The organism is Sphingomonas sp. TDK1 (genome assembly GCF_001650735.1).
Lineage (GTDB): Bacteria > Pseudomonadota > Alphaproteobacteria > Sphingomonadales > Sphingomonadaceae > Sphingomonas.
Genome location: NZ_LXVY01000002.1, coordinates 16077 through 42973, shown reverse-complemented (window position 1 = coordinate 42973; position 26897 = coordinate 16077). Strand labels below are relative to the sequence as shown.

Below are 26897 nucleotides of genomic sequence, written 5' to 3'. Positions count from 1 at the left end.
GGCCGCCTGGCTGATTCTATCCGATAACCAGTGCGGCCGATCCCGCTTTGCGGCGATGCATGGTTACCGGCGAACCAAAACGTCCCGTTCCGCGCCAGTTGGGAAAGCGGATGCTGCGGTTCTGCTCCCGAATGATGGTAAACGCGCTTTTCATCATCCCAAAGCGACCCCATAACGTCGTAAGAGGGGCCGGTCGGGACGGTCCGATGAAGCAGAGGACGGCTGAGCGGTGACCGCATTATCTCGTTTCCCGCGTTTCTTCGTTACCAGTCCGTCGCCTTGCCCGTATCTTCCCGGACGCCAGGAACGGAAGATCTTCACGGAACTTTCCGGCCAGCATGCCGGCGAACTGAACGACGCGCTGAGCCGCATCGGTTTCCGCCGCAGCCAGTCGGTCGCCTATCGCCCCAGCTGCGCGGGTTGCACCGCCTGTGTTTCGGTGCGGGTGGTGACGGACGGCTTCCAGCCCAATGCTACTCAGCGCAAGCTGATGAAGCGCTATGGCGACCTCGAAGTCACCGCCTGCAAGCCTTGGGCGACCGGCGAGCAATATGAGTTGCTGAAGCGCTATCTCGACTCCCGCCATCCCGGTGGCGGCATGGCGGCGATGGACGAGAGCGACTATGCCGACATGGTCGAGCAGTCGCCGGTCAGCTCCTATGTCATCGAATATCGCGAGCCGTCGGTCGACGGGCAGCGTGGGCGGCTGGTGGGCGCGTGCATCACCGATCAGCAGGGCGACGGCCTGTCGATGATCTACAGCTTCTTCGTGACGGACGACGAGGCGCGGCCCGGCATGGGCAATTTCATCATCATGGATCACATCCTGCGCGCCCGTGCCGCGGGGCTGCCCTATGTCTATCTCGGCTATTGGGTGAAGGGCAGCGCGCGCATGGCGTACAAGACGCGCTATCGTCCGATCGAAGTGCTCGGCCCCACCGGCTGGGCGCTGCTGGGCGATACCGAAGACACCGGCGCGATGCCGAGCGCCATGGCGGCGGCATTCGCCTGAACGACGGGCCGGTGACCGCCGGCCGCCATTTCGAAGCGGGCCGCCCTCCCGGACCGTCCAATTAGCCGCCGGCGTCCATCGGGAGGGCGCGCGCTACAGGGGCTTGCCTATTCCTCGTTGCCCAGCCGGTCGACATGCAGGTCGACCGCGAGCTGTTCCTCGCCATGGCCGATGCGGTGCCCCGCCACGGCCGCGGCGCCTTCCGAATCCAGGCCGACTGCAACCCGTACATAGCCCCCGTCGGGGGACATGCCGGCGACCGGATCGAACGCGACCCAGCCCAGCCCGTCGATCCAGGCCTCGCACCAGGCGTGCGGCGCGCATTGCGCGCGATCGTCGAGCCGATAGCCGGAAACATAGCGGGCGGGGGCATCGAGCGTGCGCGCGGCGGAGACGAACATCTGCGCCACGTCGCGCGATGCCGTGGCCTTGCCGGCAAAGGCCTGCTGCGCGGTAAGGCCGGTGTCGGGGACGTCGGGCACGCAGTGGAACCGCGCATGCAGCGCCTGATTCAGCCGGTGCAGCCGCTCGATCGGGTCGGCGGTGCCGCCGGCCACTTCCGCGGCGAAGGCGGCGAGTTCCGGGCTCGGCGCCGTCCGCGGCGTGGTGCGCAGGAACAAAGCGGGGGGCAGGGGTTCGGCCGTGCCGCGCAGCACGCCGACATTGTCGGAGGTCAGCACTTCGCCGGTGACCGCGATCTCGATCGCCTCGATCGGTCCCTCGGCGTAGAGCATCGTCACGGCGTTGCCATAGCCGTCCACCGCGTCGCGCAGGCGCGCATCGCAATCGACGCCCACCATCCAGCTCACCACCGTCTGGTGCTGGGTGTCGCCGGGGGTCAGCCGCAGCATCTGGACGATCCGCGCCTGGGGCTGGGTGAAGCGATAGATGGAGCGATGTTCGACGGCGATGCGCATCAGAGGAACCGGAACTGGCGAGCGATCGCGCCGTCGAGCAGCGCGTTCTCGGTGATGAACTTCTCCAGATATTCGTGCAGCCCGCCGACGATGATGTCGGGCGTACGCGCCTTCTGGCAGCGGGCAAGCCGCGCGCGGGCCATGCGATCGGCCTCGCCCTGCAGGCCGGTGCGCTTGGCGAGTGCACTGAGCAGCGTCACCGTCTCCTCCACGCAGGCAGCAAGACTGCGCGGCAACTCCGACCGGCTCACCAGCAGGTCGATCACGTTGTCCGGCCGCAACCCCTCCGAATAGAGCCAGCGATAGGCGGTGACGGCGGAAACGGTCTGCAGGATCGTCGTCCACTGGTCGCGATCGACCGCACCGCCGACGCTCTCGCCGGCCGGCAGCAGCAGATGATATTTCACGTCGACCAGTCGCGCGGTGTTGTCCGCCCGCTCGATCGCGGCGCCGAGCTGGATCAGCAGCGTCGCCTCGTTGCGCATCATCCGGTGCGTCGCGCCTTCGAAGCCGCGCGTCTCGCCCTTCACCTGTTCGACCAGGTTGAGCGTTTCGGTCGCGCCGCCGGTCGAGGCACGGTTGGCGAACAGCCACCAGGCACGGTTTATCGCGGTCCAGGCCTCGCGGGTGAGCGCGGTGCGCACGGCGCGGGCGTTGTTGCGGGCCATTTCCAGGCAGCGGATGATCGAGCCGGGGTTGCTGGCGTCGAGCGTCAGGAATCGCGCGACATGCGCCTGGGTCGCGGGATGGCCGGTCGCGGCGAACGCTTCGTCGGTATAGCTGACGGCGAGTGCGCTCAGCCAGGCGGCTTCCCCGGCGGGCCGGGCGGAAAGCGCATCGAGGCGGATCGTGGCTTCCACCAGCCGCGCGATGAAATCCGCGCGCTCGACATAGCGGCCGAGCCAGTAGAGCGCGGCGGCGGTGCGGGAGAGCATCATCATGGGCGTGCCTCCCCACCATCCGTCATCCCGGCGAAAGCCGGGATCCATTCCATACTCGGTGGAAGCACGAGCCGATGCGCTGAGGGCAATCGATCCCGACTTTCGTCGGGATGACGATCACAGGTGGCGCGTACCCCCCTCATGCCGCATCCCCCAGCAGCACGAAGCTGTCCTTGGTGCCGCCGCCCTGGCTGGAATTCACCACCAGCGATCCTTCGCGCAGCGCGACGCGGGTGAGCCCGCCGGGTACCACCCGCACCTTGTCGCTGCCGGTCAACACGAAGGGGCGGAAGTCGACATGGCGCGGGGCGAGGCCCTTGTCCGTCAGCGTCGGCACGGTCGACAGCGCCAGCGTCGGCTGCGCGATATAGCGGTGCGGCTCGGCGATCAGCGCCGCGCGGAACGTCTCGATCTGCTCGCTGGTCGCGGTGGGCCCGACGAGCATGCCATAGCCGCCCGACCCGTCGACCAGCTTCACCACCAGCTCGGGCAGGTGATCCAGCACATATTTCAGCGCCTGCGGTTCGCGGCAGCGCCAGGTCTCGACGTTCGGCAGCTTGGCCTCGCCGCCCGAATAGAAGCGGACGATCTCGGGCATATAGCTGTAGATCGCCTTGTCGTCGGCGATCCCGTTGCCCGGCGCATTGAGCAGCGCGACATTGCCCGCGCGATAGGCGGCGATCAGTCCCGGCACGCCGAGCAGCGAGTCCGGCTTGAATACCAACGGGTCGAGGAAATCATCGTCGATGCGGCGGTAGATCACGTCCACCCGCACCCGGCCGGCGATCGTCTCCATATAGACGATGTCGTCGTCGACCACGAGATCGGCGGCCTCGACCAGCTCGACCCCCATCGAATCGGCGAGGAAGCTGTGCTCGTAATAGGCAGAGTTGAAATGCCCCGGCGTCAGCACGACGCACACCGGCCGCGCCCGCCCGAGGGGCGCGACAGAGCGCATCGTTTCCAGCAGCATGTCCGGGTAGCTGTCGACCGGCGCCACGCGGAAATCGCGGAAGAGCTCCGGGCACAGCCGGATCATCGCCTCGCGATTTTCCAGCATGTAGGACACGCCGGAAGGCGTGCGGGCATTGTCTTCCAGCACGTAGAACTCATCGGGCCCGGTGCGCACCAGGTCAATGCCGCAGATATGCGCCCAGACGCCGTGCGGCGGGCGGATTCCCGCGACTTCGGGGCGGAACTGTTCGTTGCGCAGGATCAGTTCGGGCGGCAGGATGCCTTCGTCCAGAATCCGGCGGGCGCCATAGATATCCTCGAGAAAGGCATTGATGGCCTCGACTCGCTGTACCAGGCCCTCGCTCAGCTTCTCCCACTCATGGCGCAGGAAGATGCGCGGTACGATGTCGAAAGGGATGATGCGCTCGGCGGCGTCGCTATCGCCATAGACGGCGAAGGTGATGCCGAGTTGGCGGAAAGCGGCCTCGGCGGATTGCTGACGGCGCTGCAATTCCTCGGACGGTGTATCCGCTATCCATTGCGACAGCGCGGCAAACGCCTCGCGCGGCGCCTCCGGGCCGCCATGTCCCCAAATTTCGTCGAACGCCCCCAGTGATCCCATCGAAGCTCCCAAACGCCCGAGTGACCGATTGGGTGCATGCTGCAATGCTTCGTTGCGGCGCACAAGCGGCGAATGTGCAGCTCTGCGCATCGGCGGATTTTTAACCGCGGTCGTGCCATGGTGCGGGCATGTCGATGCTGCTCGCGCTTGCGCTATCCGCCGCCCCCTTCACCGTCGCCGAGACGGGGCAGGGCTATCCCACGCTCGCGGCCGCCGTGGATTCGGTACGCGACGGCACCGCCACGATCCTGATCGCGCCCGGCATCTACCACCAGTGCGTAGTGCAGGCGGGCGGGCGGATCACGTTCAAGGCGGTGCAACCGGGCACTGCGATCTTCGAGAACACCGTGTGCGAGGGCAAGGCGGCCTTTGTGCTGCGCGGGCGCGGATCGGCGGTGGACGGCATCGTCTTCCGCAAGTTCCGTGTGCGCGACGGAAACGGGGCGGGCATCCGCATCGAGATGGGCGACCTGACCGTAACCCGCTCGACCTTTCTAGACAGCCAGGAAGGCGTCCTCGGCGGCGGCCATCCCACCGTGCGCACCATCACCATCGATCGCTCCAGCTTCGCCGGCCTCGGCCAGTGCGACGAATCGCCGAGCTGCGCGCATTCGGTGTACCTCTCGGTCGACGGGCTGGTGACGATCACCCATAGCCGCTTCGAGCGCGGCACCGGCGGCCATTACGTCAAGCTGCGTGCGCGTCGGGTGGCGATCACGGACAACAGCTTCGACGACAGTGCGGGGCGCAAGACCAACTATATGATCGACCTGTCCGAGGGCGGCACGGGGACGATCGCCGGCAACCTCTTCGTGCAGGGCAAGGGCAAGGAGAATCGCTCGGGTCTGATCGTCGTCGCCGCGGAGGCGCGGACCTACCCGACCGACGGGCTGCGGGTGGAAGGCAATACCGCCAGCCTCGCGCCGGGCGCGCCGGCGGACCCGGCCTTTGTGGCGGATATCTCCGGCGGGCGCATCACGGTGGCGAACAACCGGCTGACCGGTATGCGCGCGTTCGAGCGGCGGTAAGCCTCTCCACCGTCGCCCCCCTCCCGCGAGCGGGAGGGGGATTGGAAGCAGCTTACTTGCAGCTATCGCCCGCGCCCGCGTCGATATCCAGGCAGCGCCCGTCGATCTCCACCGGCACCGGCACCTTGATCAGCGCGGCAAGGGTGGGTGCGATGTCCACCGTTTCCACCGACAGCGGCTGTTCGAAGCCGGTCATGCCCTTGCGCCAGAACAGGATCGGCACGCGGCGATCATAGTCCCAGAAGCTGCCATGCGTCGCGACATTGCCGACGCCCGGATCGAGGATCGGCGTGACGCGCGGCTTGAGGGCGACGATCAGGTCGCCTGACCGCTGCGGATCATAGGAGGCGCGGGCGCGCTCCAGCAGGCTCCACGTCTCGGGCGGGGTGTGGACGATCGGCGTCGCCTCGATCTGGGCGCGGGTGAACACCGCCTGCACCTGTGGGTTCGCCGCATAGAGCTTCGCCGCCTCGGCGAGCACCGCCGCGCGCTTCGCCTGCGGGACCGACGGGGTGACATACACGTCGCCGCCCGGGCCGCCGACCAGCACCGGGCCGGTCAGGCTCAGCTTGCCCGCCAGCGCACGGCTGATGTTGGTGGTGGTGACGTCGGCGGTGATGCGCTGCTCGGTCGGCGCGCCATGCTCGCGGTGGCGTTCGGGGAGGTCGTGGCCGCCATGGTCGGCGGTGAGCACCACCTGATAGTCGACGTTCGTGCGATCCAGCGCATCGAACAGCCGCCCCAGCGTCTGGTCGAGCGAGAGCAGTTGCAGGCACATCTCGCTGCCTTCGGTGCCGTAGGTGTGGCCGACATAATCGGTCGCCGAGGCGCCGAGGATCAGCAGATCGGTATGCCCCTGCTGGCCGAGCTTCATGTCGGTGGCGAGCTTGGCGCCGAGCGCCAGCACCGCATCGTCGAACTCGGGCGAGATGCGGAACGCCTTGGCGTCGCCTGCCGCACGCGCGAAGCGGCCGTCGCCGACGGTCTTCGTCGCGCTTACCGGAATGGCGCGGCTGCGGGCCTTGCAGAAGGCGGGCAGGTCGAGCGCGGGCTGCGCCTCGGCGATGCGCGCGCTGGTCGCGGCGTTGATCTTGGTGACGGCGTCGGGCGCGGTGCGGCCGGCATAGGAAACGAACGCCTTGCCGTCCCACCACCAGAGTTCGTCGACCTTGTGGCCGCCCATCATCACCGCCGCGCGATCCTTGCCGGCGACCGAGACGACACGCGACTGCGGATCGGCCTGCTTCATCCACTCGCCGAGCGTCGGCACCTTCAGATGCTTGTCGGAGACGGTGTAGTGGTTCGAATCCGTGCCCGGCACGGTCTCGTCCTCGGCGCAATAGACGGTCTTGTCGGCGCGCGGGGCGGCAAAGTCGGTCCAGTCATTGGCGATAATGCCGGTGCGCGACGGATGGTCGCCGGTGAGGATCGTCGAGTGGCCCGGGCAGGTCTCGGTCGCGGCGTGGCTCTGATAGCCGGCGGGGAACACCGCGCCGCTCATCAGCCGGGCGAAGCCGCTGGTGAACTGGCTGCGATATTCGGCGAACAGGTCGGCCGAGAACTGGTCGACCGAGACCACCACCACCAGCTTGGGCGGGCTCGCCGGCAGCGCAGGCGCGGGCGCGGCCTGTTGGGCGAGAGCGGGGGTGGCGGCCAGCGCGAGCGCGGCGGCGAAGGGGGCAAGCAGTTTCATCGGGGCCGGCTCCGGGCACGGGTGGACGTTGGTACACCCAGCTATTGTCGAATGCGGCGAACTGGGCAAGGACGGCGCCATGGCCCAGCTTCGTTTCGCTTTGATGTCGCTCCTGCTCCTCCTGCTCGGCGGCACGCCTGCGATCGCGCAGGGGTTCGCCAAGGGCCCCCATGTCCGCAGCGAACTGGTGGCGGAGACGCAGCGCCCGAAGCCGGGCAGCGACGTGACGCTGGCATTGGTGTCGACCCCCGATCCCAAATGGCATGCCTATTGGCAGAATCCCGGCGATGCGGGGCTTCCCGCCGAGGCGCGCTGGACGCTCCCCGCAGGAGCGCGCGCGGAGGATTTCCGCTATCCGGTGCCGCAGCGGCTGCTGATCGCCGGGCTGATGAACTATGTCTACGAAGGCACGTTCGTCCGGCTGACGACGCTGCACATCCCTGCCGACGCGGCCGGCGTGCTGCCGGTGAAGCTGAAGCTCGACTATCTCGTCTGCACCGATACGCTGTGCGTCCCCGAAAAGGCCGCGCTCGAAACCAGCCTCACCATCGGCGACGGCACGATCGATCCGGCGACGCGCGCGAAGTTCGACGGCTGGCGTGCGAAGCTGCCCAAGCCGCTCAGCACACCGGCGACCTTCCAGGCGGAAGGCGGCACGCTGCGGATCGCGGTGCCCTATCCGGCCGGGGCGACGGCGAAGGACGTGTATTTCTACCCGCTGACCGCCAACGCGGTCGACTATGCCGCACCGCAGACCGTTGCGCGCGACGGTGACCGGCTGCTGCTCGAGACCAAGGCCCGCACCGCGCCCGCAGCGCTCGAAGGCGTGCTGGCGATCGACGGGCAGGGGCTGACGGTCACTGCAACGCCGGGGGCGGTGCCGCCCGGCAGGCCGGCGGCCACGCCCTGGCTGGCGGCGATCGGGGCCTTCTTCGCGGCGGTGCTGGGCGGGCTGATCCTCAACGTGATGCCCTGCGTCTTCCCAATCCTGAGCCTCAAGGCGCTGAGTCTCGCCAAGGCCAATACCGACGCAGGCAGCCCGCGCGCCGAGGCATTGGCGTACACCGCCGGCGTGGTGCTGGTGTGCCTGGCCCTCGGCGGACTGCTGCTCGGCCTGCGCGCGGCGGGCGCGACGGTGGGCTGGGCGTTCCAGCTGCAGGATCCGCGCGTGATCCTGGTGCTGCTGCTGCTCGTCAGCGCGATCGCCTTCAACCTTGCCGGGCTGTTCGAGATCATGACGCCCAGCTTCGTCAATCGCGCGGCGAGCAAGGGCCATGGCGGGGCCTTTGCGACGGGTGCGCTGGCGGCGTTCATCGCCACGCCGTGCACGGGGCCGTTCATGGCCTCCGCGCTGGGAGCGGCGCTGGTGCTCCCTTGGTTCGCCGGGCTGGCGATCTTCGGCGGGCTGGGCCTCGGCATCGCGCTGCCGTTCCTGCTGCTGGGCTTCGTGCCCGCGTTCCGCCGCAAGCTGCCCAAGCCGGGCGCCTGGATGGCGACGATGCGGCATATCCTCTCGGTGCCGATGTTCCTCACCGCGCTGGCGCTCGCCTGGGTGCTGGGCAAGCAGGCGGGTGTCGACGGCATGACGATCGGCCTCGCCGCGACGCTGCTCGCGACGCTGGGCCTGTGGTGGGCGGGTGCGCGGCAGGCCAAGGGCCGCAGCCGCGCGTGGCTGCCGGCGGTGCCGCTGGTGCTGCTGGCGCTCGGTGGCGTGGCGCTGGTGCATCCCGCCGCTGCCGGCCCGCAAGCAGCCGCGATGGCCGGGGCCGAGCCGTTCAGCGAGGCACGCCTTGCCGAGTTGCGCGCGCAGGGCCGTCCGGTCTTCGCCTATTTCACCGCCGACTGGTGCCTGACCTGCAAGGTCAACGAAAAGGCGGTGATCGAGACGGCGGCGGTCGAAAAGGCGCTGGCGGACGGCAAGGTCGCGGTGCTGGTCGGCGACTGGACCAATGGCGACGCGACTCTCGGCCGTTTCATCGAGGCGCACAACCGCGCGGGCGTGCCGCTCTACCTCTGGTACAAGCCGGGGCAGGACGCGCCCGAGGTGCTGCCGCAGGTGCTGACGCAGGATCTGCTCGCCGCCCGCGCGAAGGGCGGCTGATCCTGCTTCGCCTGGGCTTCGAGTTGGTGTAGTAGGCAGGTGCAACACGCTAAGGAGGGATGCACATGCCGCCGATGAGCCCTTGGTCGCACACGCGCCGCGAAGGCTTTGCCGACGATATCGATTTCGAGATCAAGGGGCAGGAACTCCAGTTCGTCGAGATCGAGCTCGATCCCGGCGAGAGCGCGGTGGCCGAGGCCGGTGCGATGGTGTGGAAGGACGCCGCGATCACCATGCAGACGGTGTTCGGCGACGGCAGCAACGCGGGCGGCGGGTTCATGGACAAGCTGCTGGGGGCAGGGAAACGGCTCGTCACCGGCGAGGGGCTGTTCACCACCGTCTTCACCCATCAGGGCAGCGGCAAGGCGCGCGTCTCCTTCGCAGCGCCGATCCCCGGCGCGATCGTGCCGCTGCGGCTGGCCGATATCGGGGGCACGCTGATCTGCCAGAAGGATGCCTTCCTCGCCGCCGCCAAGGGCGTGCAGATGGGCATCGCCTTCCAGCGCCGGGTGATGACCGGGCTGTTCGGCGGCGAGGGCTTCATCATGCAGCGGCTGGACGGCGATGGCTGGGTGTTCGTCCAGATGGGCGGGGCGATCGTCGAGCGCGAGCTGGCGCCGGGCGAGGAACTCCATGTCGATACCGGCTGCCTCGCCGCGCTGACGCCCTCGGTGGACTTCGACCTCGTCTCGGTCGGCGGGGTGCGCAGCATGCTCTTCGGCGGCGAGGGCGTGTTCTTCGCGCGGCTGCGCGGGCCCGGCAAGGTGTGGATCCAGTCGCTGCCGTTCGCGCGGCTGGCCGGGCGGATGCTCGCCGCGGCCAATGGCGGCGGGCACAATCGCGGCGAGGGTTCGGTGCTGGGCGGGCTGGGCGACCTGATCGGTGGCAATCGCTGATTCGACGGGCGCCGCGCGCGGCACGCCGGTGCTGACCACCGCGCGGCTGCGCTTGCGGCCGCGTACGGTGGACGATGCCGAGGCGCTGTTCCCCAGCCTCTCCGATGCCGAACTGATGACCTGGTGGAGCCATGCCCCCCACCAGACCCTCGATCAGACCCGCGCCAGCCTGGCGCGCGGCGACCCGGCCTGGCGTGTCTGGGCGATCACGCTTGCCGGGGACGATACCGCGATCGGCTATGTCGCAGTGGGGGAGAAACGGGCGGCGGTCAGCGAGATCGGCTATCTCCTCGCCCGCGCGCACTGGGGGCAGGGGATTGCCGAAGAGGCGCTGACCGCCACGCTCGACCAGCTCTTCCTTGCCGAGCAGCATCGGCGGGTTTTTGCGGACACGGACCCGGACAATGTGTATTCGCGCCGGCTGCTCGAACGGCTGGGCTTCCGGCTGGAGGGGGTGCTGCGCGCCGAATGGGAGACCCATATCGGCGTGCGCGACACCACGCTCTACGGGCTGCTGAAGGAAGAATGGACATGCCGACCCCGCCCCGCCTGAACGACCCGGCCGAGCGCGCCGCTTACAAGGCCGAGCTCAAGCAGATCGCGCGGCCGCTGCGGATGGGCGCGGTGTGGCTGGCGGTGCTCGGCGCGCTGCTCGCGGCGCTGCGGGCGAAGGTGTGGCCGATGCCGGTCGCGGTGCCGGCGGCGGTGCTGGGCGTGGCGTTCTTCCTGATGGTGCTCGGCATCACCGTGCGGGTGAAATACCACCAGCGCCGGATGCGCGGGGAGCTGTAGGGTACCCATCCGAAAGTGCGGCGCGCGGAGGATCCGATTCGGTGCGTTTCTCCGCGCTACGGTGTGATTGGCGCTGTCCTACACAGCATGTTTTCGTTTGCGTTTTGTTCTCTATCGGAGGGCGGCGTATGCGAGGAGCGAGCAGTCAAACCATGGGGAACAGCGCCTTCGCGCGCTACCTGCGAACTGGCCGGCATGTGCCGGATCTGCCCGACGACGGCGCGATCGAACGGATGTTCAACCCGAACCACCATCCGGGCGACGGGCGATTCACCTCGGGGCCGGGGGGGCAGCCAAGCGGGGGCCCGGGCCCGCGAGTCGAGCGGCGGCAGGCGTACCGGGCGTGCAACGCGATTCGATGATGGCGCCAGCCTAGGCATTCTCTCCGAGCGCCACGAGACAAGCGGGCGCGGGCCCGGCACGGTTAGCACCGGAAAGGCGATGCGGGCGGCGTGTCCGATGGCAGCTACCAGCTCGCAACCAATACCGGAGACGCCGCCGCCTTCATGGCGAGCGATGCGGTTCGCAACGTTACTTGGTCGATCGCCGTGCAGCATGGTCACGCGGCCAACATTCTCGCCGATGCGGTGCGCCAGACCGACCGGACGGTGGCAAGGTCCGATCCGAGATACGAGGAGGCGTTGATCAACAATGCGTATGCGCGGCGGGGCGAGCATGTTCGGCACCTGTGGAAGCGTCAACTCGCCACCGGAAAGCGCGACCAAGCCAGCCAATCTGCCGATATTCTGAGAAAACGCTATCCGCAGGAACATGCCGATGCGCTAGACATGTTGCGGAAGGAACGTGGTCGATAAGGCGCGGGAGGCGTGCATCATGTTCAATGGGTTGATGCTGGCGGCAATGATCTTCGCAGGCGCGCCCGCCATGGGACAGGACGCGAAACAGGCATTTCCGCCCAGCTATTTTGTCTGTGTTCGGCAGGCCAAGGCCCGCTTCTCGAAGAACGAGGTGCGGCGAGACGCGGCCGAAGAGAATTGCGCGGAAGATGCATTCGAGCGCCGCGAACTGATCCTGAACGCAACCTATGAGTCGCTGCGCGACAGCCTGCCTCTGGAGCGAAGGACGCGCTTGATTACGCTCCAGCGGGCATGGTCCAATGCGACCGAGGACAAATGCTGGGATCAAACCGCCCGGGACAGGGCGGAACCGTATTACGTGATCCTCTATGCCTGCAAGCTGATCGAGACCGATCAGCGCATTACCTGGCTGCGTGCGCAGACGCATTCGGGGCGTTCCGAGCGACGGCCATAAGCGGCGCGACGATCAGACTGCTTGGAAGCATTGGTGCGGCCCTGGCCTTGCGCTTCAGATGGCGACGAAAGGTGGATTCCGATGCTTACATTTCTGGCGATGCTGTTGGGGCCCGGGCCGATGCCCGTGCAATCGCCGGCATGGCAGGGCGAATTGTCGGCGTCGTTTCACGCCTGCATGCGCGCCGCGAAGCGATGGCAGCGAAGCCGGTCCGACGATGAGAACCTGTTCGAGATAGGCCGCATGGCCTGTGCGGAGACGGAGTGGAAGCGGCGCGATCGGGTGCTGAACCAGCTGTACAAGCGCGTGCGCGACCGCCTCCCGCCGGCGCAGCGCACGCGGCTGGCCGCGCTGGAGCGGCAGTGGGTCACCGAGCGCGAAATGCAGTGCAATGCCGAGACCGAGAAACACCCGTTCGAGAGCGAAGGCGTGACCTTCTATCTCTGCCGCGTGCATGCGACCAACCGGCGCATCCACTGGCTGCGCCCGCCCGATGCCCGTGCGACGCGCAACGCGCCGCGCTGAGCCGCGCCCGCTCAGGCGTCGATCACTTCCTCGTCCAGCCGCGCCGCATTCTCCTGGATGAAGGCGAAGCGGTGCGCCGGGTTGTTGCCCATCAGCCGGTCGACCAGGTCCTTCACGCCTGCACGCTCCTCATATTCCTGCGGCAGCGTCACGCGCAGCATGCCGCGCGTCTTGGGATCCATCGTGGTTTCCTTGAGCTGGTTGGGGTTCATCTCGCCGAGGCCCTTGAACCGGCTGACTTCCACCTTCTTGCCCTTGAACGCCGTCTTCTCGATCTCGATGCGGTGCGCGTCGTCGCGGGCGTAGAGGCTCTTGGAGCCCACGGTCAGGCGGTAGAGCGGCGGCTGGGCGAGGTAGAGATGCCCCTTGCGCACCAGGTCCGGCATTTCCTGGAAGAAGAAGGTCATCAGCAGCGTCGCGATATGCGCGCCGTCGACATCGGCGTCGGTCATGATGATGATGCGCTCGTAGCGCAGATGGGCGGCATCGCAGTCCTTGCGGGTGCCGCAGCCCAGCGCCTGGATCAGGTCGGCGATTTCCTGGTTCGCCAGGATCTTGGCCGAGGTCGCGCTGGCGACGTTGAGGATCTTGCCGCGGATCGGCAGGATCGCCTGGGTCTTGCGGTCGCGCGCCTGCTTGGCCGATCCGCCGGCCGAATCGCCCTCGACGATGAACAGCTCGGTGCCTTCGGGGCTGTCGGCCGAACAGTCGGTCAGCTTGCCCGGGAGGCGCAGCTTGCGGCCCGTGGTGGCCGACTTGCGCTTGACCTCGCGCTCCTGCTTGCGACGCAGGCGATCGTCCATCCGCTCGAGCACATAGCCGAGCAGCGCCTTGCCGCGCTCCATATTGTCGGTGAGGAAATGGTCGAAATGGTCGCGCACCGCCTTTTCGACCAGCGCGGTCGCCTCGGGGCTGGTCAGGCGGTCCTTGGTCTGGCTCTGGAACTGCGGCTCGCGGATGAACACCGAGAGCATCACCTCGGAGCCGGTGACGACGTCGTCGGGGTTGAGGTCCTTGGCCTTCTTGTTGCCGACCAGATCGGCGAAGCTGCGCAGGCTGCGCACCAGCGCCTGGCGCAGGCCCTGCTCGTGCGTGCCGCCATCGGGCGTCGGGATGGTGTTGCAGTACCAGCTATAGCTGCCGTCGCTCCACAGCGGCCAGGCGACCGCCCATTCGACGCGGCCCTGCGAATCGGGAAATTCCTGGGTGCCCGCGAAGAAATCGGCGGTGGCGCATTCGCGGCTGCCCACCTGTTCCTTCAGGTGATCGGCAAGGCCGCCGGGGAACTGGAACACGGCTTCGGCGGGCGTGTCGTCGGTAATCAGCGCGGGATCGCACTTCCAGCGGATCTCGACGCCGGCGAACAGATAGGCCTTGGAGCGGGCGAGCTTGTACAGCCGCGCCGGCTTGAACAGCATCTCGCCGAAAATCTCGGGGTCGGGGGTGAAGGCGACGCTGGTGCCGCGCCGGTTGGGGGTGCCGCCGATCTTCTCCAGCGGGCCCAGCGTCTGGCCCTGGCTGAAGCGCTGGCGATAGAGCTGCTTGTCGCGCGCGACCTCGACCACGGTGTCCACCGACAGCGCGTTGACCACCGAGATGCCGACGCCGTGCAGACCGCCCGAGGTGGCATAGGCCTTGCCCGAGAATTTGCCGCCCGAATGGAGCATCGAGAGAATCACCTCGAGCGCCGACTTGTCCGGGAAGCGCGGATGCGGGTCGACCGGCATGCCGCGGCCATTGTCGACGATGGTGATGCGGTTGGGCGCCGCCAGCGTCACCTCGATGCGGTTGGCATGGCCGGCGACGGCCTCGTCCATCGCATTGTCGAGGATTTCCGCGGCAAGATGGTGGAGCGCGCGCTCGTCGGTGCCGCCGATATACATGCCCGGCCGGCGCCGGACCGGTTCCAGGCCTTCGAGCACCTCGATCGACGAGGCGTCATAGGTGCCGGAGGGGACGGAGGGCGCAGCGAAGAGGTCTTCGGACATGCGGAACGTATAGGGGGTGCGGGGCCCGCCGCGCAAGGCGGCGGTGGGGGCGGGATTTGCCGGAGGGAGCGGCGGTCCGGCGTGAGCGGCGATCGCTCCCCGCCCGCTCGCGGGAGGGGCGGGGAGGGACCGATCTGGAAGAAGCGCGGCTGGATTTCAGCCCCGCCCCTAGCCCCTCCCGCAAGCGGGAGGGGAATGCGGGTGGAGAGACTTGCCGCGTCTCAGCGCGGGCGCGGGGTGCCGCCAAAGGGCATGGTCGGCGCCGGACGACGATCGCGGCGGGGCAATTGTGCCTGATAGGCGTGGCCGCAATGGTCGACGCAATAGGGGAAGCCCGGGTTCACCTTCTCGCCGCAGAAATGGAAGTCCGGCTCGCCCGGATGGCCGAGCGGCCACTTGCAGATCTTGTCGTTGAGATCGAGCAGCGTCGTCTTGCCGGCAATCGCCTCGCTAGGCTTGGCGGGAACGAGGCGGCGCGGCGGCGCAGGTGCGCTCGGCGGGGCCTGCTCGCCCGGATTCTGGCGGATGAAGCCACCGGGGCCGACCGAGCGCAGCACCGGCTGCGGTGCGCGCGGCGCATCGGGCTCGGCTGCATCCGCAGGCGCGGGGGCCTCGGCCTGGACGCGGGGCGCGGCCGGGGCGGGTGCCGCCGGGCGCGGTGCGGGGGCGGGTGCCTCGGCCTGGACGCGGGGGGCGGCCGGCGCGGGCGCGGGCTTCGGCGCGGGGGCCGGCTTCGGCTCGGCCGGAGCGGCAGGCGCAGCGGCGGCGGCAGCCTTGGCTTCGCTGGCCTTCACCGGCGACGGGCGCGAGGGCAGGCCGAGGCGGTGGGCCTTGCCGATCACCGCGTTGCGCGACACGCCGCCCAGCTCTTCGGCGATCTGCGTCGCGGTCAGGCCGCTGTCCCACATCTTCTTCAGCGTTTCGATACGCTCGTCGGTCCAGCTCACTTCGGTTCCTTCGTCTTGCGGGCGGCGGCGTCAGCGGGTACGCGATCGCGCCATGAGCAGCCACCCCGAAATCGGTTCACAGCTTCCCGAGCCGGGCGTTCCGGTGATTCGCAACGTCAACTGGGGAGGCTTGCGCACCCTCTATATCAAGGAGGTGCGCCGTTTCTTCAAGGTGCAGCTCCAGACGGTGTGGGCACCCGCCGTCACCACCCTGCTCTATCTCGTGATCTTCACGGTCGCGCTGGGCGGCGGCGGGCGGACGGTGACGCTGGACGGCGTCTCGATTCACTATGCCGATTTCATCGCCCCCGGCCTGATCGTGATGGGCATGCTGCAGAACGCCTTCGCCAATGCCAGCTTCTCGCTGCTGGTCGGCAAGATCCAGGGCACCATCGTCGATTATCTGATGCCGCCCCTCTCCACCGGCGAGATGCTGGCGGCGCTGGCCGGCGGATCGGTGACGCGGGCCTTCTGCGTCGGCGGCACGGTATGGCTGGCGATGGCCTTGTGGGGCGTCCACGTCTTCCCGGCGCATTTCTGGGCCGTCCTCTGGTTCGGCTTCCTCGGCTCGCTGTTCCTCGCGCTGATGGGGGTGATGACCTCGATCTGGGCGGAGAAGTTCGATCACGCCGCGGCGGTGACGAACTTCGTCGTGGCGCCGCTCGCGCTGCTGTCGGGCACCTTCTATTCGGTGGAGAATCTTTCGCCGGTGTTCCGCGCGATCAGCCATGCCAACCCCTTCTTCTACATCATCTCCGGCTTCCGCTACGGCTTCCTCGGCGTGGCGGACTCGCCGATCCTCGTCGGCAGCCTGGTGATCCTGACGCTGGACGTGGTGCTGGGCCTGTTCTGCTACGGGCTGCTGCGCCGCGGCTGGAAGATTAAGAGTTAAGCGCAACCAACGCTTAAGCGCGATCACGCTATGGGTGCCGCCCCACTTTCGGACGCGCCCGCCATGCTGCACTACGACTCGACCCATTTCGACACGCGGTCCGACGGTACGACGTCGCTCGCCGAGATCCTCGGCGCCTTCTCCTATGCGCTGGACCTGACCGAGGGGCAGCCCGAGGGCCATTCGCTGCGCGCCTGCTGGATCGCCAGTTGCATGGCCGCGGCGCTGCGGCTGCCCGCGGCGGAGCGCCGGACGGTCTATTATGCCACGTTGCTCAAGGACCTTGGCTGCAGCAGCAACGCAGCGCGGATCGCCGAACTCTATCTCGCCGACGATCGCCAGGTGAAGCAGGAGCACAAGCTGCTCGCCGTGGGGCTGGGGCCGACCTTGCGCTATGTCTTCACCCGCACCGGTCAGGGCCAGCGGCTGGGCGCGCGGGCAAAGGCGATCCTCGCCATCCTGCGCGACGGCAACGCGATCGTGACCGACCTGATCCAGACCCGCTGCACCCGCGGCGCGGATATCGCCCGGCAACTCCGCTTTCCGGAGCCCGTCGCCCAGGCGATCGCGGCGCTGGACGAGCATTGGGACGGCAGCGGCAAGCCGCTCGGCCTGCGGGGCGACGCGATCCCGCTGGCGGCGCAGCTGGCCCTGCTCGCGCAGATCGTGGACGTGTTCCATGCCGCGGGCGGCCCCGAGGCGGCGATCGAGGAAGTGACGGTGCGCGCCGGCAGCTGGTTCGATCCGGCGCTCGCGCGCTGCTTCGTGCTGGTGGCGCGCGAACCCGGCTTCTGGGCGGAACTGGTCCATCCTGCGCTCGAGGCCCGCGTCCGCGCCTTCGAGCCGGAGGAGCAGCGCGTCGCGGTTGACGAGGACTATCTGGACGACATCGCGGCGGCCTTCGGCGCGGTGATCGACGCCAAGAGCCCCTATACCGGCGGCCATTCCGGCCGGGTGGGGGACTATACCGCGGCGCTGGGCAAGGCGCTGGGCTTCGGCGGCGCGACGCTGCGCACGCTCAAGCGCGGCGCCATGCTCCACGATGTCGGCAAGCTGGCGGTGAGCAGCCGCGTGCTGGAGAAGCCGGGCAAGCTCGACGATGGCGAGTGGGAGGAGATGCGCAGCCACGCCGCGCACACCACCGCCATCCTCTCGCGCATCGGCCCGCTGCGCGACATGGCGGCGGTGGCCGGTGCGCATCACGAGCGGCTGGACGGGCGGGGCTATCCGCTGGGGCTGGACGCGATGCTGATCGCCCGCGAGGCGCGGATCATCACCGTCTGCGATTTCTACGACGCGCTCACCGCCGATCGGCCGTACCGGGCGGCGCTGCCGGTGGAGCAGGCGCTCGCCATCATGGGCGGCGAGGTGGGCAAGGCGATCGACGGGGATGTCTTCGCCGCGCTGCGCGAAATCGTTACGAAGTGAAAACCCTTCCGGCATAGGGTCCTGCGCGACGACTCGCGGGGGCGAGGCGACAGGGCCTGAGGGGGGATCCATGCATTTACTGCGTTCATTGGCGGTGCTCGTCGCCGCGGGATTGTCGCTGGCCGGATGCAGCCAGCCGCGGCCCAAGCCCATCCTGGGCTGCAACTATCAGGTCGTGCCGCTCACCGTCGGCCCGCGCTGGCGGACATCGGCGCGGATCGATGGATTGGCGACGGCGGTCCAGGAACCCGCAGATGCCCGCATCGGCGCACTGCTGCGCGAACGCCGCGCGCGACGCGCGCCGCTGCTCGGGGCGGAGGCTGCCAAGGCGGGGGCCTCGTCCGATCAGTTCCTGGCGCTCAGCGGCGGCGGCCAGCATGGCGCGTTCGGCGCCGGCTTCTTCTACGGCATGGGAAGCCTGCCCAGCTGGGACATCGTGACGGGCGTCAGCACCGGCTCGCTCCAGAGCACCTTGTTGTTCCTCGCCAACCAGCCCGTGCCCGCGGACCGCACCGACTATGACTGGGTCGACGGACCATTGTCCGGGAAGCAGGGGGCCACCGGCTTCGTGGTGAAGCCGGGCAGCTCGAATGTCGGCGATCTCGTCCTCGCTTATTCGATCGCGCGGGAAGCGGACCTGTTGCGCAAGCGCGCAGGCGGCGCGGCGATGGGCGCATTGCTCAGGGGGTCCACCGCCAGCTTCGCGCCGCTGCGGGCCCGGCTGGGCAAGATCATGACGATCGGCACCCTGCAGGCGGTCGGCCGCGAGTGGCGCGACCAGAAGCGGCAGCTGTTCGTCGGGGTAAGCAGCCTCGACGACGGCGAAGGCTATGGCATCGACATGACCGAACTGGCCGCGCGCACGCTCTCGACCGATTCCCCTGCCGAACTGGCGCGGCTGCAGGGCTGCTATGTCGACGCACTGCTCGCGTCCTCCTCGGTGCCGCCGGGGGTGCCGCCGATCACGCTCCAGACCGTGCGCAGCACCGAAATGTACATGGATGGCGGCGCGCGTTTCGGCATGTTCCTGCAACCGGTGACGGCTGCGCTGCGGGGTGCGGGGGGCGACGGGCAGGGGCACGTCACGCTGATGGTGAACACGACGATGGACGCAGGGCCCTGGAGCGGCACCGGCCAGCCGATGCAGCGCTGGTCCGCGGTGACGGCGGCGTTGCGCGCGGTCGATCTGCTGGAAACCCAGGTCTATCGCTTCTCGGCGGCGGAGGTGGAGGCGCTCGGCATCGCCAGGGGCGGGCTCGACATGGCCTATCTCAGCGCGTCCGGCGTCTCGGGCGGCGAGCAGCCCGCCGACCATGTCTTCAACGGCAAGCCCTGCGCGGCCTGGCAGGCGATCGACGCCAGGGCCAAGCCGTTGCAATTCTACCCCTGGTACATGGCCTGTACCGCCGATTACGGTCGATCGCGCGGGGCCGCCGGCCAGTGGAATCACCGCGTCTCGCCCCCGCACTAAAGGCAGGTTGACCTGTGGCCCCGCTGGGCCGTAAACAGCGCAGCGGGCGGCCCGGATAGGTCGCCCTTTTGCGTTTCTGGAGTTTTTCCAACCCTTTTTCTTCGTAAGGAGTATCGTTCCCATGACCATCACCCCGCTCATGCCCGTTTACCCGCGGTGCGGTGTGCGGCCGGTGCGAGGCGAGGGCTGCTACCTGATCGGGGAACGAGGGGAACGCTATCTCGATTTCGCCGCCGGTATCGCCGTCAACGCGCTGGGCCATGGCCACCCGCATCTGGTGAAGGCGATCGCCGACCAGGCCGCCACGCTGATGCACGTCTCGAACCTCTATGGCTCGCCGCAGGGCGAGGCGCTGGCCGAGCGGATCCTGAAGCACAGCTTCGCCGATACGGTGTTCTTCACCAATTCGGGCGTCGAGGCGATCGAGTGCGCGATCAAGACCGCGCGTCGCTATCACCATGCCAATGGCAACCCGCAGCGGCACAAGCTGATCACCTTCAAGAACGCCTTCCACGGGCGTTCGCTGGGCGCGATCTCGGCGACCGATCAGGGTAAGATGCGCGACGGCTTCGAGCCGCTGCTGCCGGGCTTCGACTATGTGCCGTTCAACGATCTCGCGGGCGCGCTCGCCAAGATCGATGGCGAGACCGCAGGCTTTCTGGTGGAGACGATCCAGGGCGAGGGCGGCATGACCGCCGGCAAGCCCGAGTTTATCCAGGGGCTGCGCAAGGCCTGCGACGAGCACGGCCTGCTGCTGATCCTCGACGAGATCCAGTGCGGCTATGGCCGGACCGGCAAGATGTGGGCCTATGAGCATTACGGCATCACGCCCGACATCATGACGGTCGCCAAGGGCATCGGCGGCGGCTTCCCGCTGGGCGCGTGCCTCGCCACCGAGGAAGCGGCCAAGGGCATGGTCGCCGGCACCCATGGGTCCACCTATGGCGGCAACCCGCTGGCGATGGCCGCGGGCCAGGCGGTGCTCGACGTGATGGAGGAGCCCGGCTTCCTCGAGCATGTCACCCGCATGGGCGAGCGGCTGCGCCAGGCCTTCGAGCAGCTGATCCCGAACCACGATCACCTGTTCGAGGAGATTCGCGGCAAGGGCCTGATGCTCGGCATCAAGATGAAGGACAGCGTGGTGAGCCGCGACTTCGTCGCCCATCTGCGCGACCATCACGGGCTGCTGACCGTGGCGGCCGGCGAGAACGTGTTCCGCGTGCTGCCGCCGCTGGTGATCGACGAAAGCCACATCGCCGAGGCGGTCGACAAGCTGAGCGCGGGCGCGCGCAGCTTCGCACCCGCACCCGCCAACTGAAGTGTTTCCTCCCCCGCGCGAGCCGGGGGAGGAGGACCATGCGCAGCATGGTGGAGGGGGCTTTCCCCGCGCGATGCATTGATGGTGCGAGGATCGCCTCCACCTCGGGCGTCGCCGGCAGTTCCCTCCCCTTGCTGACGCGAGGGAGGAAAGCATGACCCGCCACTTTATCGATCTCACCGATGCCGGCCCCGACGCGATCGCGGCGATGCTGAACGACGCGATGGCCCGCAAGACCGCGCGTGCCGGCTGGCCCAAGGGCAAGGCCGATGCCGACGCCCCGCTCGCCGGCCATGTGCTGGCGATGATCTTCGAGAAGAACAGCACCCGCACCCGCGTCTCGTTCGACATGGCGATCCGCCAGCTCGGCGGCACCAGCATCGTGATGGACGCCGGCTCGATGCAGCTCGGTCGCGGCGAGAGCATCGCCGATACCGCGCGCGTGCTCTCGGGCTATGTCGACGCGATCATGATCCGCACCGACGATCACCAGAAGGTGATCGACATGGCGAAATATGCCAGCGTGCCGGTGATCAACGGCCTCACCGATGCCTCGCACCCCTGCCAGATCATGGCCGATCTGCTGACCATCCTCGAGAGCGGCAAGGCGCTGCCGGGCCTGAAGGTGGCCTGGCTGGGCGACGGCAACAACGTCCTCGCCTCGATCATGGAAGCCGGCGGGCTGATGCAGTTCGACGTCGTCGCCGCCTGCCCGCAGGGCTATCAGCCGAGCGACGCCGACGTGGCGCGAGGCAAGGGCCGCGCCCGCGTGGTCGGCACCGCGCGCGAGGCGGTGGAGGGCGCCGACATCATCGTCACCGATACCTGGATCTCGATGGGCCAGGCCCATGCCGAAACCAAGCTCAAGGCGATGATGCCGTTCCAGGTCGACGCGGCGCTGATGGCCGCCGCCAAGCCCGACGCCCGCTTCCTGCACTGCCTGCCCGCGCATCGCGGCGAGGAAGTCACCGACGCGGTGATCGACGGGCCGCAATCGCTGATCTGGCCGGAAGCGGAGAACCGCCTCCACGCGCAGAAATCCGTCCTGCGCTGGTGCTTCGGGCAACTTTGAGGGACGTCTAATCCTCCCCCCCCGGCGGGAGAGGATCTGGGCTCAAATCCCTGCCAGCGCGCTCACTGCGCCGGCATCGGCGATCGGCAATGCCCCCATGGCCTGATCGACCGTCGCCAGCGCCTGTTCGCCCGAGCGCTGGTCGTCATCGTCGCGGTGCCTGGCGCCCTGCCGGCGCAGCGCCGCCTTCAGCGCCCGCGCCAGATCGCGGACGTCGTCCTTGAAGTCGGCATCGGCCTTGGCCCGCGCCCGATCGTTCGCGCTCTTCTCCTCCTGCGCCTTGCTGGTAGCGGGCGCGGGGTCGCCGGGCTTGGCCGGCGTGGCCTCGGCGGCATCGCCCTGCGTTGGCGTGCTTTCCGCGGGCTGCCCGGCCTCTGCCGACTCCGGACCTGCCGGAGCCGTGCCCTCTTCCGCGCCAGCCGGGGCGGCAGCGCCGGCCGCGGCATCGCCCGCATCGGCGCCGCCCAGATCCATCGTGCTGCCGCCCGCGCTGACATAGCTCTTCACCGCACCCGCCAGCTCGCGCGCGATCTGCGCGGCGGCCCTGGCGAGCTTCTTCGGGTCATTGGCATAGAGCAGCTTGAGCGCCTGGAGCCGCGCCTTCAGCTCCTTCACCTTCTGCGCGGCCTGGGCCTTCTGGCTGTCGCTGGTCTTGGTCTTGATCGTCTTGAGAGTCGCGACGGCGTCCTTCGCCTGCTGCAACTTGCGCGCAGCCATCTCCTCCTGCTTGGACGGGGATGCCCCGGCAGTCGATCCTGGCCCGGCACCGCGCGGCTGCACGGCGGTGGCAAGAGCAGCGAAGGAGAGCGTCGGTATCTTCATATCTACGTCATATAGATGAAGTCGCGCACTGCTGTTCACTTCGCATGCGGTTTCTACGGAGGACGGCGGCGCAGACTTATGGCTATCGTCCGCGTTTCCCAATAAGTTCTGTTTCGCGCCCTTTTTCATGCCTGTCCCGCTCGTGCGCCGCCAGGGGCGGACGCGGCCCGATGCATCGCGTCCCGGTGGCGGCCCACGCCGCGCATGCAATCGCGCGAGCCCCTGAACTTCCTCAACTTCACCCCCCGCCGCCCCGGCCGCGGCCCACATTGTTTCCCGCCGCAAAGCCCCTATTTACACCTCCGAACCCAGAAAATGCGTTCGTCGGAGCGCGCGGAGTCCCCCTGACTTCTCGCGGCCGCAAACGAATGCCGGAGACGAACCGTGACCAACCCCGTTCCCGCCGCCGATCTCGATCGCGTGACCGGCTTTGCCATCCCCGAGCGCCATGTCCGCGGCCGCGTCGCGCGGCTGGGCCCGGTGCTGAACGAGATCCTCTCGGCGCATGCCTATCCCGCACCGATCGAGAAGCTGCTGGCCGAGGCGCTGACCCTGACCGCTTTGCTCGGCAGCACGCTCAAGGATGCCGAAGGGCAGATGACGCTGCAGGCGCAGACCCAGCGCGGCATCGTCAGCCTGATGGTGTGCGACTACAAGAATGGCGAGCTGCGCGGCTATGTCCAGTTCGATGCCAAGCGGCTGAGCCAGCTCGGCAAGAATCCGTCGCTCTCGGCGCTGTTCAACGGCGGCTATCTGGCGGTGACCTTCGACCAGGTTGCCACCAAGGAGCGCTATCAGGGCATCGTGCCGCTGGAAGGCGCCTCGATCGCCGAGGCGGCGCAGAGCTATTTCCTCCAGTCGGAACAGATCCCGACGCTGGTGCGGCTCGGCGTGCGCAAGGACAAGGCGACCGGCAGGACGATCGCCGGCGGCCTGTTCCTCCAGCATCTGCCCGAGGGCGAGGTGGGACGCGAGCGGCTGCACGTGCGGCTCGACCATCCCGAATGGCAGCATGTCGAGGCGCTGGGCGGCACGATGGGCGCCGACGAACTGGCCGATCCGGCGATTCCGCTGGAAGGGCTGGTGTGGCGGCTGTTCAACGAGGAAAGCGAGGTGCGCATGCTCGCCGGGCATGATCTGTCGCGCGGCTGCCGCTGCGGGGCGGACTATATCCAGCAGGTGCTCGCCAAGTTCCCCGAGGAAGAGCGGGCGGCGATGGCCGACGAGGGCGGCGTGATCAAGGTCGATTGCGCCTTCTGCTCGAAGCAGTTCCCGGTGGCGCTTGCCGATTTCGTTCCGCCGTCGTTGTAAAGCCGCAATCCTCCTATGATATGTGAATCGGCGGGCGGTGTCGTGGGAGCGGCACCGTCCCCGTTTTGGAGTTTGAACGGGTGAGCAAGCGAGTGGCGTGGGTGCGTCTGACGGCGGTGGCCGGACTGGTTTTGGTGACGGCAAGCGCCGCCGCGCAACAGCAGCCGACGGGCGCGAGCGGCGCGCGTCCGCTGGATATTCCGGCGCTCAACAGCATCCAGAAGGGCAAATGGGCCGCGCGGAACAGCGAGGGCAATGAGCGCACGATGTGCGTCCGCGATGTCTATCAGGTGCTCCGCCCGGAACGCGTCACCACGCCCTGCCAGCATGTGGTGATGGAAAGCGCCGCCAGCCGCGCCACCGTGCGCAGCGTGTGCAGCGGGCACGGCACCATGCTCACCCGCATCACCGTCGATACGCCGCGCCAGGTGACGGTGGACACGCAAGGCGTGATCGACGGCCAGCCTTTTTCGGAAACCTATGACGCGAAGCGCATCGGGGACTGTTCCTGACGCCGTTGGTTACCATTCGTTAACGCATTGAGGGTATAAGGAAATGGTCCCAGGGAGATGTCTCTCTCTGGCTTTGGTTTTCCCATTTCTATCCTTTCCGGGCCGTCCCTTCGGGGGCGGCCATTTTTTTGCCGACGAAAGTCCCTAGATGGCCCCGATGACTCAAAGCATCGCCATCGCCCTGGTATCGGGCGGACTCGATTCGATGGTTTCCGCCGCGCGTGCACGCGAGGACGGCCATCGCCTGCTCGCGCTTTCGATCGACTATAACCAGCGTCACAAGGTGGAGCTGGAAGCGGCAGCGAAGATCGCCGCCATGCTCGGCGCCGAGCGCCACGTCGTCCTGGCGCTGGATCTGCGCGCCTTTGGGGGCTCCGCCCTCACCGCCGATATCGACGTACCGAAGACCGGCGTCGGCAGCGACATTCCGATTACCTATGTGCCGGCGCGCAACACCATCTTCCTCAGCCTCGCGCTCGGCTGGGCCGAAGCGGCGGGGGCACGGGACCTGTATATCGGCGTCAATGCCCTCGATTATTCCGGCTATCCGGATTGCCGGCCCGAGTTCATCGCCGGGTTCGAGAAGCTCGCCGAACTGGCCACCAAGGCGGGTGTCGAAGGCGAGCCTTTCCGCATCCAGGCCCCGCTCCAGACCATGAGCAAGGCCGATATCGTCCGCGAGGCGGCGCGGCTCGGGCTTGATGCGGGGCTCAGCTGGTCCTGCTACGACCCGACCCCGGAGGGGCTGCATTGCGGGCTGTGCGACAGCTGCCGGCTGCGGTCGCGCGGGTTCGAGGAAGCGGGGTTGCCCGATCCGACCCGCTACGCCACCCACCCATGAGCTACGCCGTCAAAGAGATGTTCCTGACCCTGCAGGGGGAGGGGATCAACGCCGGGGCGCGGGCGGTGTTCGTCCGCTTCGCCGGCTGCAATCTGTGGTCGGGCCGGGAAGAAGATCGGGCGACGGCGATATGCCGCTTCTGCGACACCGATTTCGTGGGCATGGACGGGCTCGGCGGCGGCCGGTTCGAGCATGCGACGGCGCTGGTGGACGCGGTCGAGGGGCATTGGGGGCCGGGCCGGGAGGCGCGTTTCGTCGTGCTGACCGGCGGGGAGCCGATGCTGCAGATCGACGACGCCCTGGTCAACGCGCTCCACGCCCGCGGCTTCCGCATCGCGATCGAGAGCAACGGCACGCTGCCGGTGCATCCCGGCATCGACTGGGTGTGCATCAGCCCCAAGGCGGGGAGCGAGGTCGTGCAGCGGCGCGGGGACGAGCTCAAGCTGGTCTGGCCGCAGCCGGGCAGCGACCTGGAGGCGATCGAGGGCTGGGATTTCGCCCATTTCCTGATCCAGCCGATGGACAGCGCCGAGGCCGAAGCGAACACGCGCGCGGCGATCGCGGTGGCGATGGAGCGGCCGCGCTGGCGGCTGACGCTGCAAACCCACAAGCTGCTGGGCCTGCGCTGAGCAAAAAAGAAGGGGTGGCGCGGCGGCCACCCCTTTTTTGTCTCGGCTTGGGTTTGATTCAGCCCAAGGATCCGCACTTGCGGGCCTGGTACTCGCCGTTCCGCCAGCATTTGTCGTTGCCGAACTGCGGCAGCGGGCGCAGGACCGGCCAGACGAAGGTCACGCGGCGGGTGCGGAAATGCTGCTCGCCCCAGGCCTTGAGGCTCTCGCGCAGCTCGCGCATCCGGCGTTGTGCCACGTCGCCTACCGTCCCGCGCGGTGCGTACACCACGTCCTGGCCGATTGAGGCAGTCGTCTGGCAGAAAGACAGCTGACCGGAGACAGTCGAAAAGCTGGAATAGACGCGGGTCGAGAACACGTCGAGCGCATTCTGCGCGGCCTTCTTCGTCTTCATCGTTTTTAGGAAATATTTCTCAAGCGTATCGTACGCTTTATTGAACTCTTCCTCATGATCTTTGCGGGCTGCGACATAGTTGTCATCCGCCAGCAATGTCGGTTCGAACTTGCATTGCAGTGCAGCAACGTTGAGCGCCGCGCGCAGGCTCCACACCAACGCCGCCCGCAATTCTGCCGGCGAGGCGCCAGGCAGCGCCTGGGCGATCATCCCCGGCTCGGTGCCGGTGACCGGGGGACCCGAAAGATCGACCGATTTGAAGAAGAATTGCGCCGATGCAGGCGCCGAAACGCACATTGCCGCGAGGGCAGCCATGCCCAAAGTGATACGCCGACCGAGCATCCCATCCTCTTGATACCGCTATGAGAGATGTTCGTTAGGGCGTTTCGATTCGTCGCCCAAGCCCCTTTTTTTCAAACACGACGATCCGTGGGTTCGCAGGCGGGCGCGGTACCGAAACGAGAAGGGCCGCCCGGTCACCCGGGCGGCCCTTTCGTAGTTCACGCAAAAAGCGCGATG

Annotated in this window: 26 protein-coding genes; 18 read left to right on the top strand and 8 right to left on the bottom strand. The window is 68.0% G+C overall.

Annotated features, from left to right (window positions below):
* Window positions 1-229 precede the first annotated feature (229 nt).
* Window positions 230-1012 carry an arginyltransferase gene (locus A7X12_RS01430; RefSeq protein ID WP_064309864.1) on the top strand — a complete coding sequence of 261 codons (783 nt, stop codon included), beginning with the start codon at window positions 230-232 and terminating at the stop codon, window positions 1010-1012.
* 107 nt (window positions 1013-1119) lie between these two features.
* Here the strand turns inward: A7X12_RS01430 and A7X12_RS01425 are convergent, their stop codons facing one another.
* From A7X12_RS01425 to A7X12_RS01415, 3 genes are all read right to left on the bottom strand, one after another.
* Window positions 1120-1929 (bottom strand): transglutaminase family protein, encoded by an 810-nt coding sequence (locus A7X12_RS01425; protein WP_064309863.1) that lies wholly within the window; start codon window positions 1927-1929, stop codon window positions 1120-1122.
* A complete protein-coding gene (locus A7X12_RS01420) occupies window positions 1929-2864 on the bottom strand; it encodes an alpha-E domain-containing protein (protein ID WP_198161822.1) in 936 nt (311 codons plus the stop codon). Before A7X12_RS01420 ends, A7X12_RS01425 begins: the two co-directional genes overlap by 1 nt.
* A 145-nt stretch (window positions 2865-3009) precedes the next feature.
* Entirely contained in the window at window positions 3010-4446 is a 1437-nt protein-coding gene (locus A7X12_RS01415) for a circularly permuted type 2 ATP-grasp protein (RefSeq protein WP_064309861.1), read from the bottom strand.
* Window positions 4447-4574: 128 nt separating this feature from the next.
* Between A7X12_RS01415 and A7X12_RS01410 the strand changes: the two genes are divergently transcribed.
* The gene (locus A7X12_RS01410; RefSeq protein ID WP_064309860.1) at window positions 4575-5474 is read left to right on the top strand and encodes a right-handed parallel beta-helix repeat-containing protein; all 900 of its coding nucleotides are present in this window, start codon (window positions 4575-4577) and stop codon (window positions 5472-5474) included.
* Window positions 5475-5526: 52 nt separating this feature from the next.
* Here the strand turns inward: A7X12_RS01410 and A7X12_RS01405 are convergent, their stop codons facing one another.
* Window positions 5527-7167, bottom strand: coding sequence for an alkaline phosphatase family protein (locus A7X12_RS01405; RefSeq protein WP_064309859.1), 1641 nt, complete (start codon window positions 7165-7167; stop codon window positions 5527-5529).
* 79 nt (window positions 7168-7246) lie between these two features.
* Between A7X12_RS01405 and A7X12_RS01400 the strand changes: the two genes are divergently transcribed.
* The 7 genes from A7X12_RS01400 (at window position 7247) to A7X12_RS01370 (ending at window position 12753) form a co-directional block, all read left to right on the top strand.
* Window positions 7247-9268 carry a protein-disulfide reductase DsbD family protein gene (locus A7X12_RS01400; protein WP_064309858.1) on the top strand — a complete coding sequence of 674 codons (2022 nt, stop codon included), beginning with the start codon at window positions 7247-7249 and terminating at the stop codon, window positions 9266-9268.
* Window positions 9269-9333: 65 nt separating this feature from the next.
* Complete coding sequence (locus A7X12_RS01395) at window positions 9334-10164, top strand: TIGR00266 family protein (protein WP_064309857.1); 831 nt, start codon at window positions 9334-9336, stop codon at window positions 10162-10164.
* Complete coding sequence (locus tag A7X12_RS01390) at window positions 10151-10717, top strand: GNAT family N-acetyltransferase (RefSeq protein WP_064309856.1); 567 nt, start codon at window positions 10151-10153, stop codon at window positions 10715-10717. Before A7X12_RS01395 ends, A7X12_RS01390 begins: the two co-directional genes overlap by 14 nt.
* Window positions 10696-10956: a hypothetical protein gene (locus A7X12_RS01385; RefSeq protein WP_064309855.1), complete on the top strand. Its 261-nt coding sequence runs from the start codon at window positions 10696-10698 to the stop codon at window positions 10954-10956. The genes A7X12_RS01390 and A7X12_RS01385 overlap by 22 nt, the downstream gene beginning before the upstream one ends.
* 452 nt (window positions 10957-11408) lie before the next feature.
* A complete protein-coding gene (locus tag A7X12_RS01380) occupies window positions 11409-11771 on the top strand; it encodes a hypothetical protein (RefSeq protein ID WP_064309854.1) in 363 nt (120 codons plus the stop codon).
* Window positions 11761-12228: a lysozyme inhibitor LprI family protein gene (locus A7X12_RS01375; RefSeq protein ID WP_064309853.1), complete on the top strand. Its 468-nt coding sequence runs from the start codon at window positions 11761-11763 to the stop codon at window positions 12226-12228. The genes A7X12_RS01380 and A7X12_RS01375 overlap by 11 nt, the downstream gene beginning before the upstream one ends.
* An 81-nt stretch (window positions 12229-12309) precedes the next feature.
* On the top strand, window positions 12310-12753 hold the full coding sequence (locus A7X12_RS01370) for a lysozyme inhibitor LprI family protein (RefSeq protein ID WP_064309852.1): 444 nt from the start codon (window positions 12310-12312) through the stop codon (window positions 12751-12753).
* 11 nt (window positions 12754-12764) lie between these two features.
* Here A7X12_RS01370 and parE read toward each other — a convergent pair whose 3' ends face one another.
* Together parE and A7X12_RS01360 are read right to left on the bottom strand one after the other, a co-directional pair.
* Window positions 12765-14741 carry a DNA topoisomerase IV subunit B gene (parE, locus tag A7X12_RS01365; protein ID WP_064309851.1) on the bottom strand — a complete coding sequence of 659 codons (1977 nt, stop codon included), beginning with the start codon at window positions 14739-14741 and terminating at the stop codon, window positions 12765-12767.
* A 221-nt stretch (window positions 14742-14962) separates the two neighbouring features.
* The gene (locus tag A7X12_RS01360) at window positions 14963-15688 is read right to left on the bottom strand and encodes a GcrA family cell cycle regulator (RefSeq protein ID WP_064309850.1); all 726 of its coding nucleotides are present in this window, start codon (window positions 15686-15688) and stop codon (window positions 14963-14965) included.
* Window positions 15689-15740: 52 nt separating this feature from the next.
* Here A7X12_RS01360 and A7X12_RS01355 point away from each other — a divergent pair, with 52 nt between their 5' ends.
* From A7X12_RS01355 to argF, 5 genes are all read left to right on the top strand, one after another.
* On the top strand, window positions 15741-16580 hold the full coding sequence (locus A7X12_RS01355) for an ABC transporter permease (protein WP_064309849.1): 840 nt from the start codon (window positions 15741-15743) through the stop codon (window positions 16578-16580).
* A 30-nt stretch (window positions 16581-16610) separates the two neighbouring features.
* The gene (locus tag A7X12_RS01350; RefSeq protein ID WP_232318235.1) at window positions 16611-18008 is read left to right on the top strand and encodes an HD-GYP domain-containing protein; all 1398 of its coding nucleotides are present in this window, start codon (window positions 16611-16613) and stop codon (window positions 18006-18008) included.
* Between the two features lie 70 nt (window positions 18009-18078).
* A complete protein-coding gene (locus tag A7X12_RS01345) occupies window positions 18079-19479 on the top strand; it encodes a patatin-like phospholipase family protein (protein ID WP_064309847.1) in 1401 nt (466 codons plus the stop codon).
* 121 nt (window positions 19480-19600) lie between these two features.
* Complete coding sequence (locus A7X12_RS01340; protein WP_064309846.1) at window positions 19601-20797, top strand: aspartate aminotransferase family protein; 1197 nt, start codon at window positions 19601-19603, stop codon at window positions 20795-20797.
* A gap of 154 nt (window positions 20798-20951) precedes the next feature.
* Window positions 20952-21869, top strand: a complete 918-nt coding sequence (argF, locus tag A7X12_RS01335; RefSeq protein ID WP_064309845.1) for an ornithine carbamoyltransferase — start codon at window positions 20952-20954, stop codon at window positions 21867-21869.
* A gap of 42 nt (window positions 21870-21911) precedes the next feature.
* Here the strand turns inward: argF and A7X12_RS01330 are convergent, their stop codons facing one another.
* A complete protein-coding gene (locus A7X12_RS01330; RefSeq protein ID WP_157105465.1) occupies window positions 21912-22691 on the bottom strand; it encodes a hypothetical protein in 780 nt (259 codons plus the stop codon).
* A gap of 384 nt (window positions 22692-23075) precedes the next feature.
* On the opposite strand from A7X12_RS01330, the gene A7X12_RS01325 reads away from it, so the two are divergent.
* The 4 genes from A7X12_RS01325 to queE all read left to right on the top strand — a co-directional run bounded on the left by A7X12_RS01325 (window position 23076) and on the right by queE (window position 25984).
* A complete protein-coding gene (locus A7X12_RS01325) occupies window positions 23076-24002 on the top strand; it encodes an Hsp33 family molecular chaperone HslO (RefSeq protein ID WP_064309843.1) in 927 nt (308 codons plus the stop codon).
* Window positions 24003-24082: 80 nt separating this feature from the next.
* Window positions 24083-24514, top strand: a complete 432-nt coding sequence (locus A7X12_RS01320; protein ID WP_232318233.1) for a hypothetical protein — start codon at window positions 24083-24085, stop codon at window positions 24512-24514.
* A 148-nt stretch (window positions 24515-24662) separates the two neighbouring features.
* On the top strand, window positions 24663-25355 hold the full coding sequence (gene queC / locus A7X12_RS01315; RefSeq protein ID WP_064309842.1) for a 7-cyano-7-deazaguanine synthase QueC: 693 nt from the start codon (window positions 24663-24665) through the stop codon (window positions 25353-25355).
* Window positions 25352-25984 carry a 7-carboxy-7-deazaguanine synthase gene (gene queE / locus A7X12_RS01310; RefSeq protein ID WP_064309841.1) on the top strand — a complete coding sequence of 211 codons (633 nt, stop codon included), beginning with the start codon at window positions 25352-25354 and terminating at the stop codon, window positions 25982-25984. Before queC ends, queE begins: the two co-directional genes overlap by 4 nt.
* A gap of 58 nt (window positions 25985-26042) precedes the next feature.
* Here queE and A7X12_RS01305 read toward each other — a convergent pair whose 3' ends face one another.
* Entirely contained in the window at window positions 26043-26588 is a 546-nt protein-coding gene (locus A7X12_RS01305) for a hypothetical protein (RefSeq protein ID WP_332308496.1), read from the bottom strand.
* Window positions 26589-26897: the final 309 nt, after the last annotated feature.

What these genes read in the sequence shown, in the direction of transcription:
- A7X12_RS01425 (WP_064309863.1), bottom strand. Translation starts at nt 1,929, where the DNA reads ATGCGCATCGCCGTCGAACATCGCTCCATCTATCGCTTCACCCAGCCC.
- A7X12_RS01420 (WP_198161822.1), bottom strand. Translation starts at nt 2,864, where the DNA reads ATGCTCTCCCGCACCGCCGCCGCGCTCTACTGGCTCGGCCGCTATGTC.
- A7X12_RS01415 (WP_064309861.1), bottom strand. Translation starts at nt 4,446, where the DNA reads ATGGGATCACTGGGGGCGTTCGACGAAATTTGGGGACATGGCGGCCCG.
- A7X12_RS01410 (WP_064309860.1), top strand. Translation starts at nt 4,575, where the DNA reads ATGTCGATGCTGCTCGCGCTTGCGCTATCCGCCGCCCCCTTCACCGTC.
- A7X12_RS01405 (WP_064309859.1), bottom strand. Translation starts at nt 7,167, where the DNA reads ATGAAACTGCTTGCCCCCTTCGCCGCCGCGCTCGCGCTGGCCGCCACC.
- A7X12_RS01400 (WP_064309858.1), top strand. Translation starts at nt 7,247, where the DNA reads ATGGCCCAGCTTCGTTTCGCTTTGATGTCGCTCCTGCTCCTCCTGCTC.
- A7X12_RS01395 (WP_064309857.1), top strand. Translation starts at nt 9,334, where the DNA reads ATGCCGCCGATGAGCCCTTGGTCGCACACGCGCCGCGAAGGCTTTGCC.
- A7X12_RS01385 (WP_064309855.1), top strand. Translation starts at nt 10,696, where the DNA reads ATGCCGACCCCGCCCCGCCTGAACGACCCGGCCGAGCGCGCCGCTTAC.
- A7X12_RS01370 (WP_064309852.1), top strand. Translation starts at nt 12,310, where the DNA reads ATGCTTACATTTCTGGCGATGCTGTTGGGGCCCGGGCCGATGCCCGTG.
- parE (WP_064309851.1), bottom strand. Translation starts at nt 14,741, where the DNA reads ATGTCCGAAGACCTCTTCGCTGCGCCCTCCGTCCCCTCCGGCACCTAT.
- A7X12_RS01355 (WP_064309849.1), top strand. Translation starts at nt 15,741, where the DNA reads ATGAGCAGCCACCCCGAAATCGGTTCACAGCTTCCCGAGCCGGGCGTT.
- A7X12_RS01350 (WP_232318235.1), top strand. Translation starts at nt 16,611, where the DNA reads ATGGGTGCCGCCCCACTTTCGGACGCGCCCGCCATGCTGCACTACGAC.
- A7X12_RS01345 (WP_064309847.1), top strand. Translation starts at nt 18,079, where the DNA reads ATGCATTTACTGCGTTCATTGGCGGTGCTCGTCGCCGCGGGATTGTCG.
- A7X12_RS01340 (WP_064309846.1), top strand. Translation starts at nt 19,601, where the DNA reads ATGACCATCACCCCGCTCATGCCCGTTTACCCGCGGTGCGGTGTGCGG.
- argF (WP_064309845.1), top strand. Translation starts at nt 20,952, where the DNA reads ATGACCCGCCACTTTATCGATCTCACCGATGCCGGCCCCGACGCGATC.
- A7X12_RS01330 (WP_157105465.1), bottom strand. Translation starts at nt 22,691, where the DNA reads ATGAAGATACCGACGCTCTCCTTCGCTGCTCTTGCCACCGCCGTGCAG.
- queC (WP_064309842.1), top strand. Translation starts at nt 24,663, where the DNA reads ATGGCCCCGATGACTCAAAGCATCGCCATCGCCCTGGTATCGGGCGGA.
- queE (WP_064309841.1), top strand. Translation starts at nt 25,352, where the DNA reads ATGAGCTACGCCGTCAAAGAGATGTTCCTGACCCTGCAGGGGGAGGGG.
- A7X12_RS01305 (WP_332308496.1), bottom strand. Translation starts at nt 26,588, where the DNA reads ATGATCGCCCAGGCGCTGCCTGGCGCCTCGCCGGCAGAATTGCGGGCG.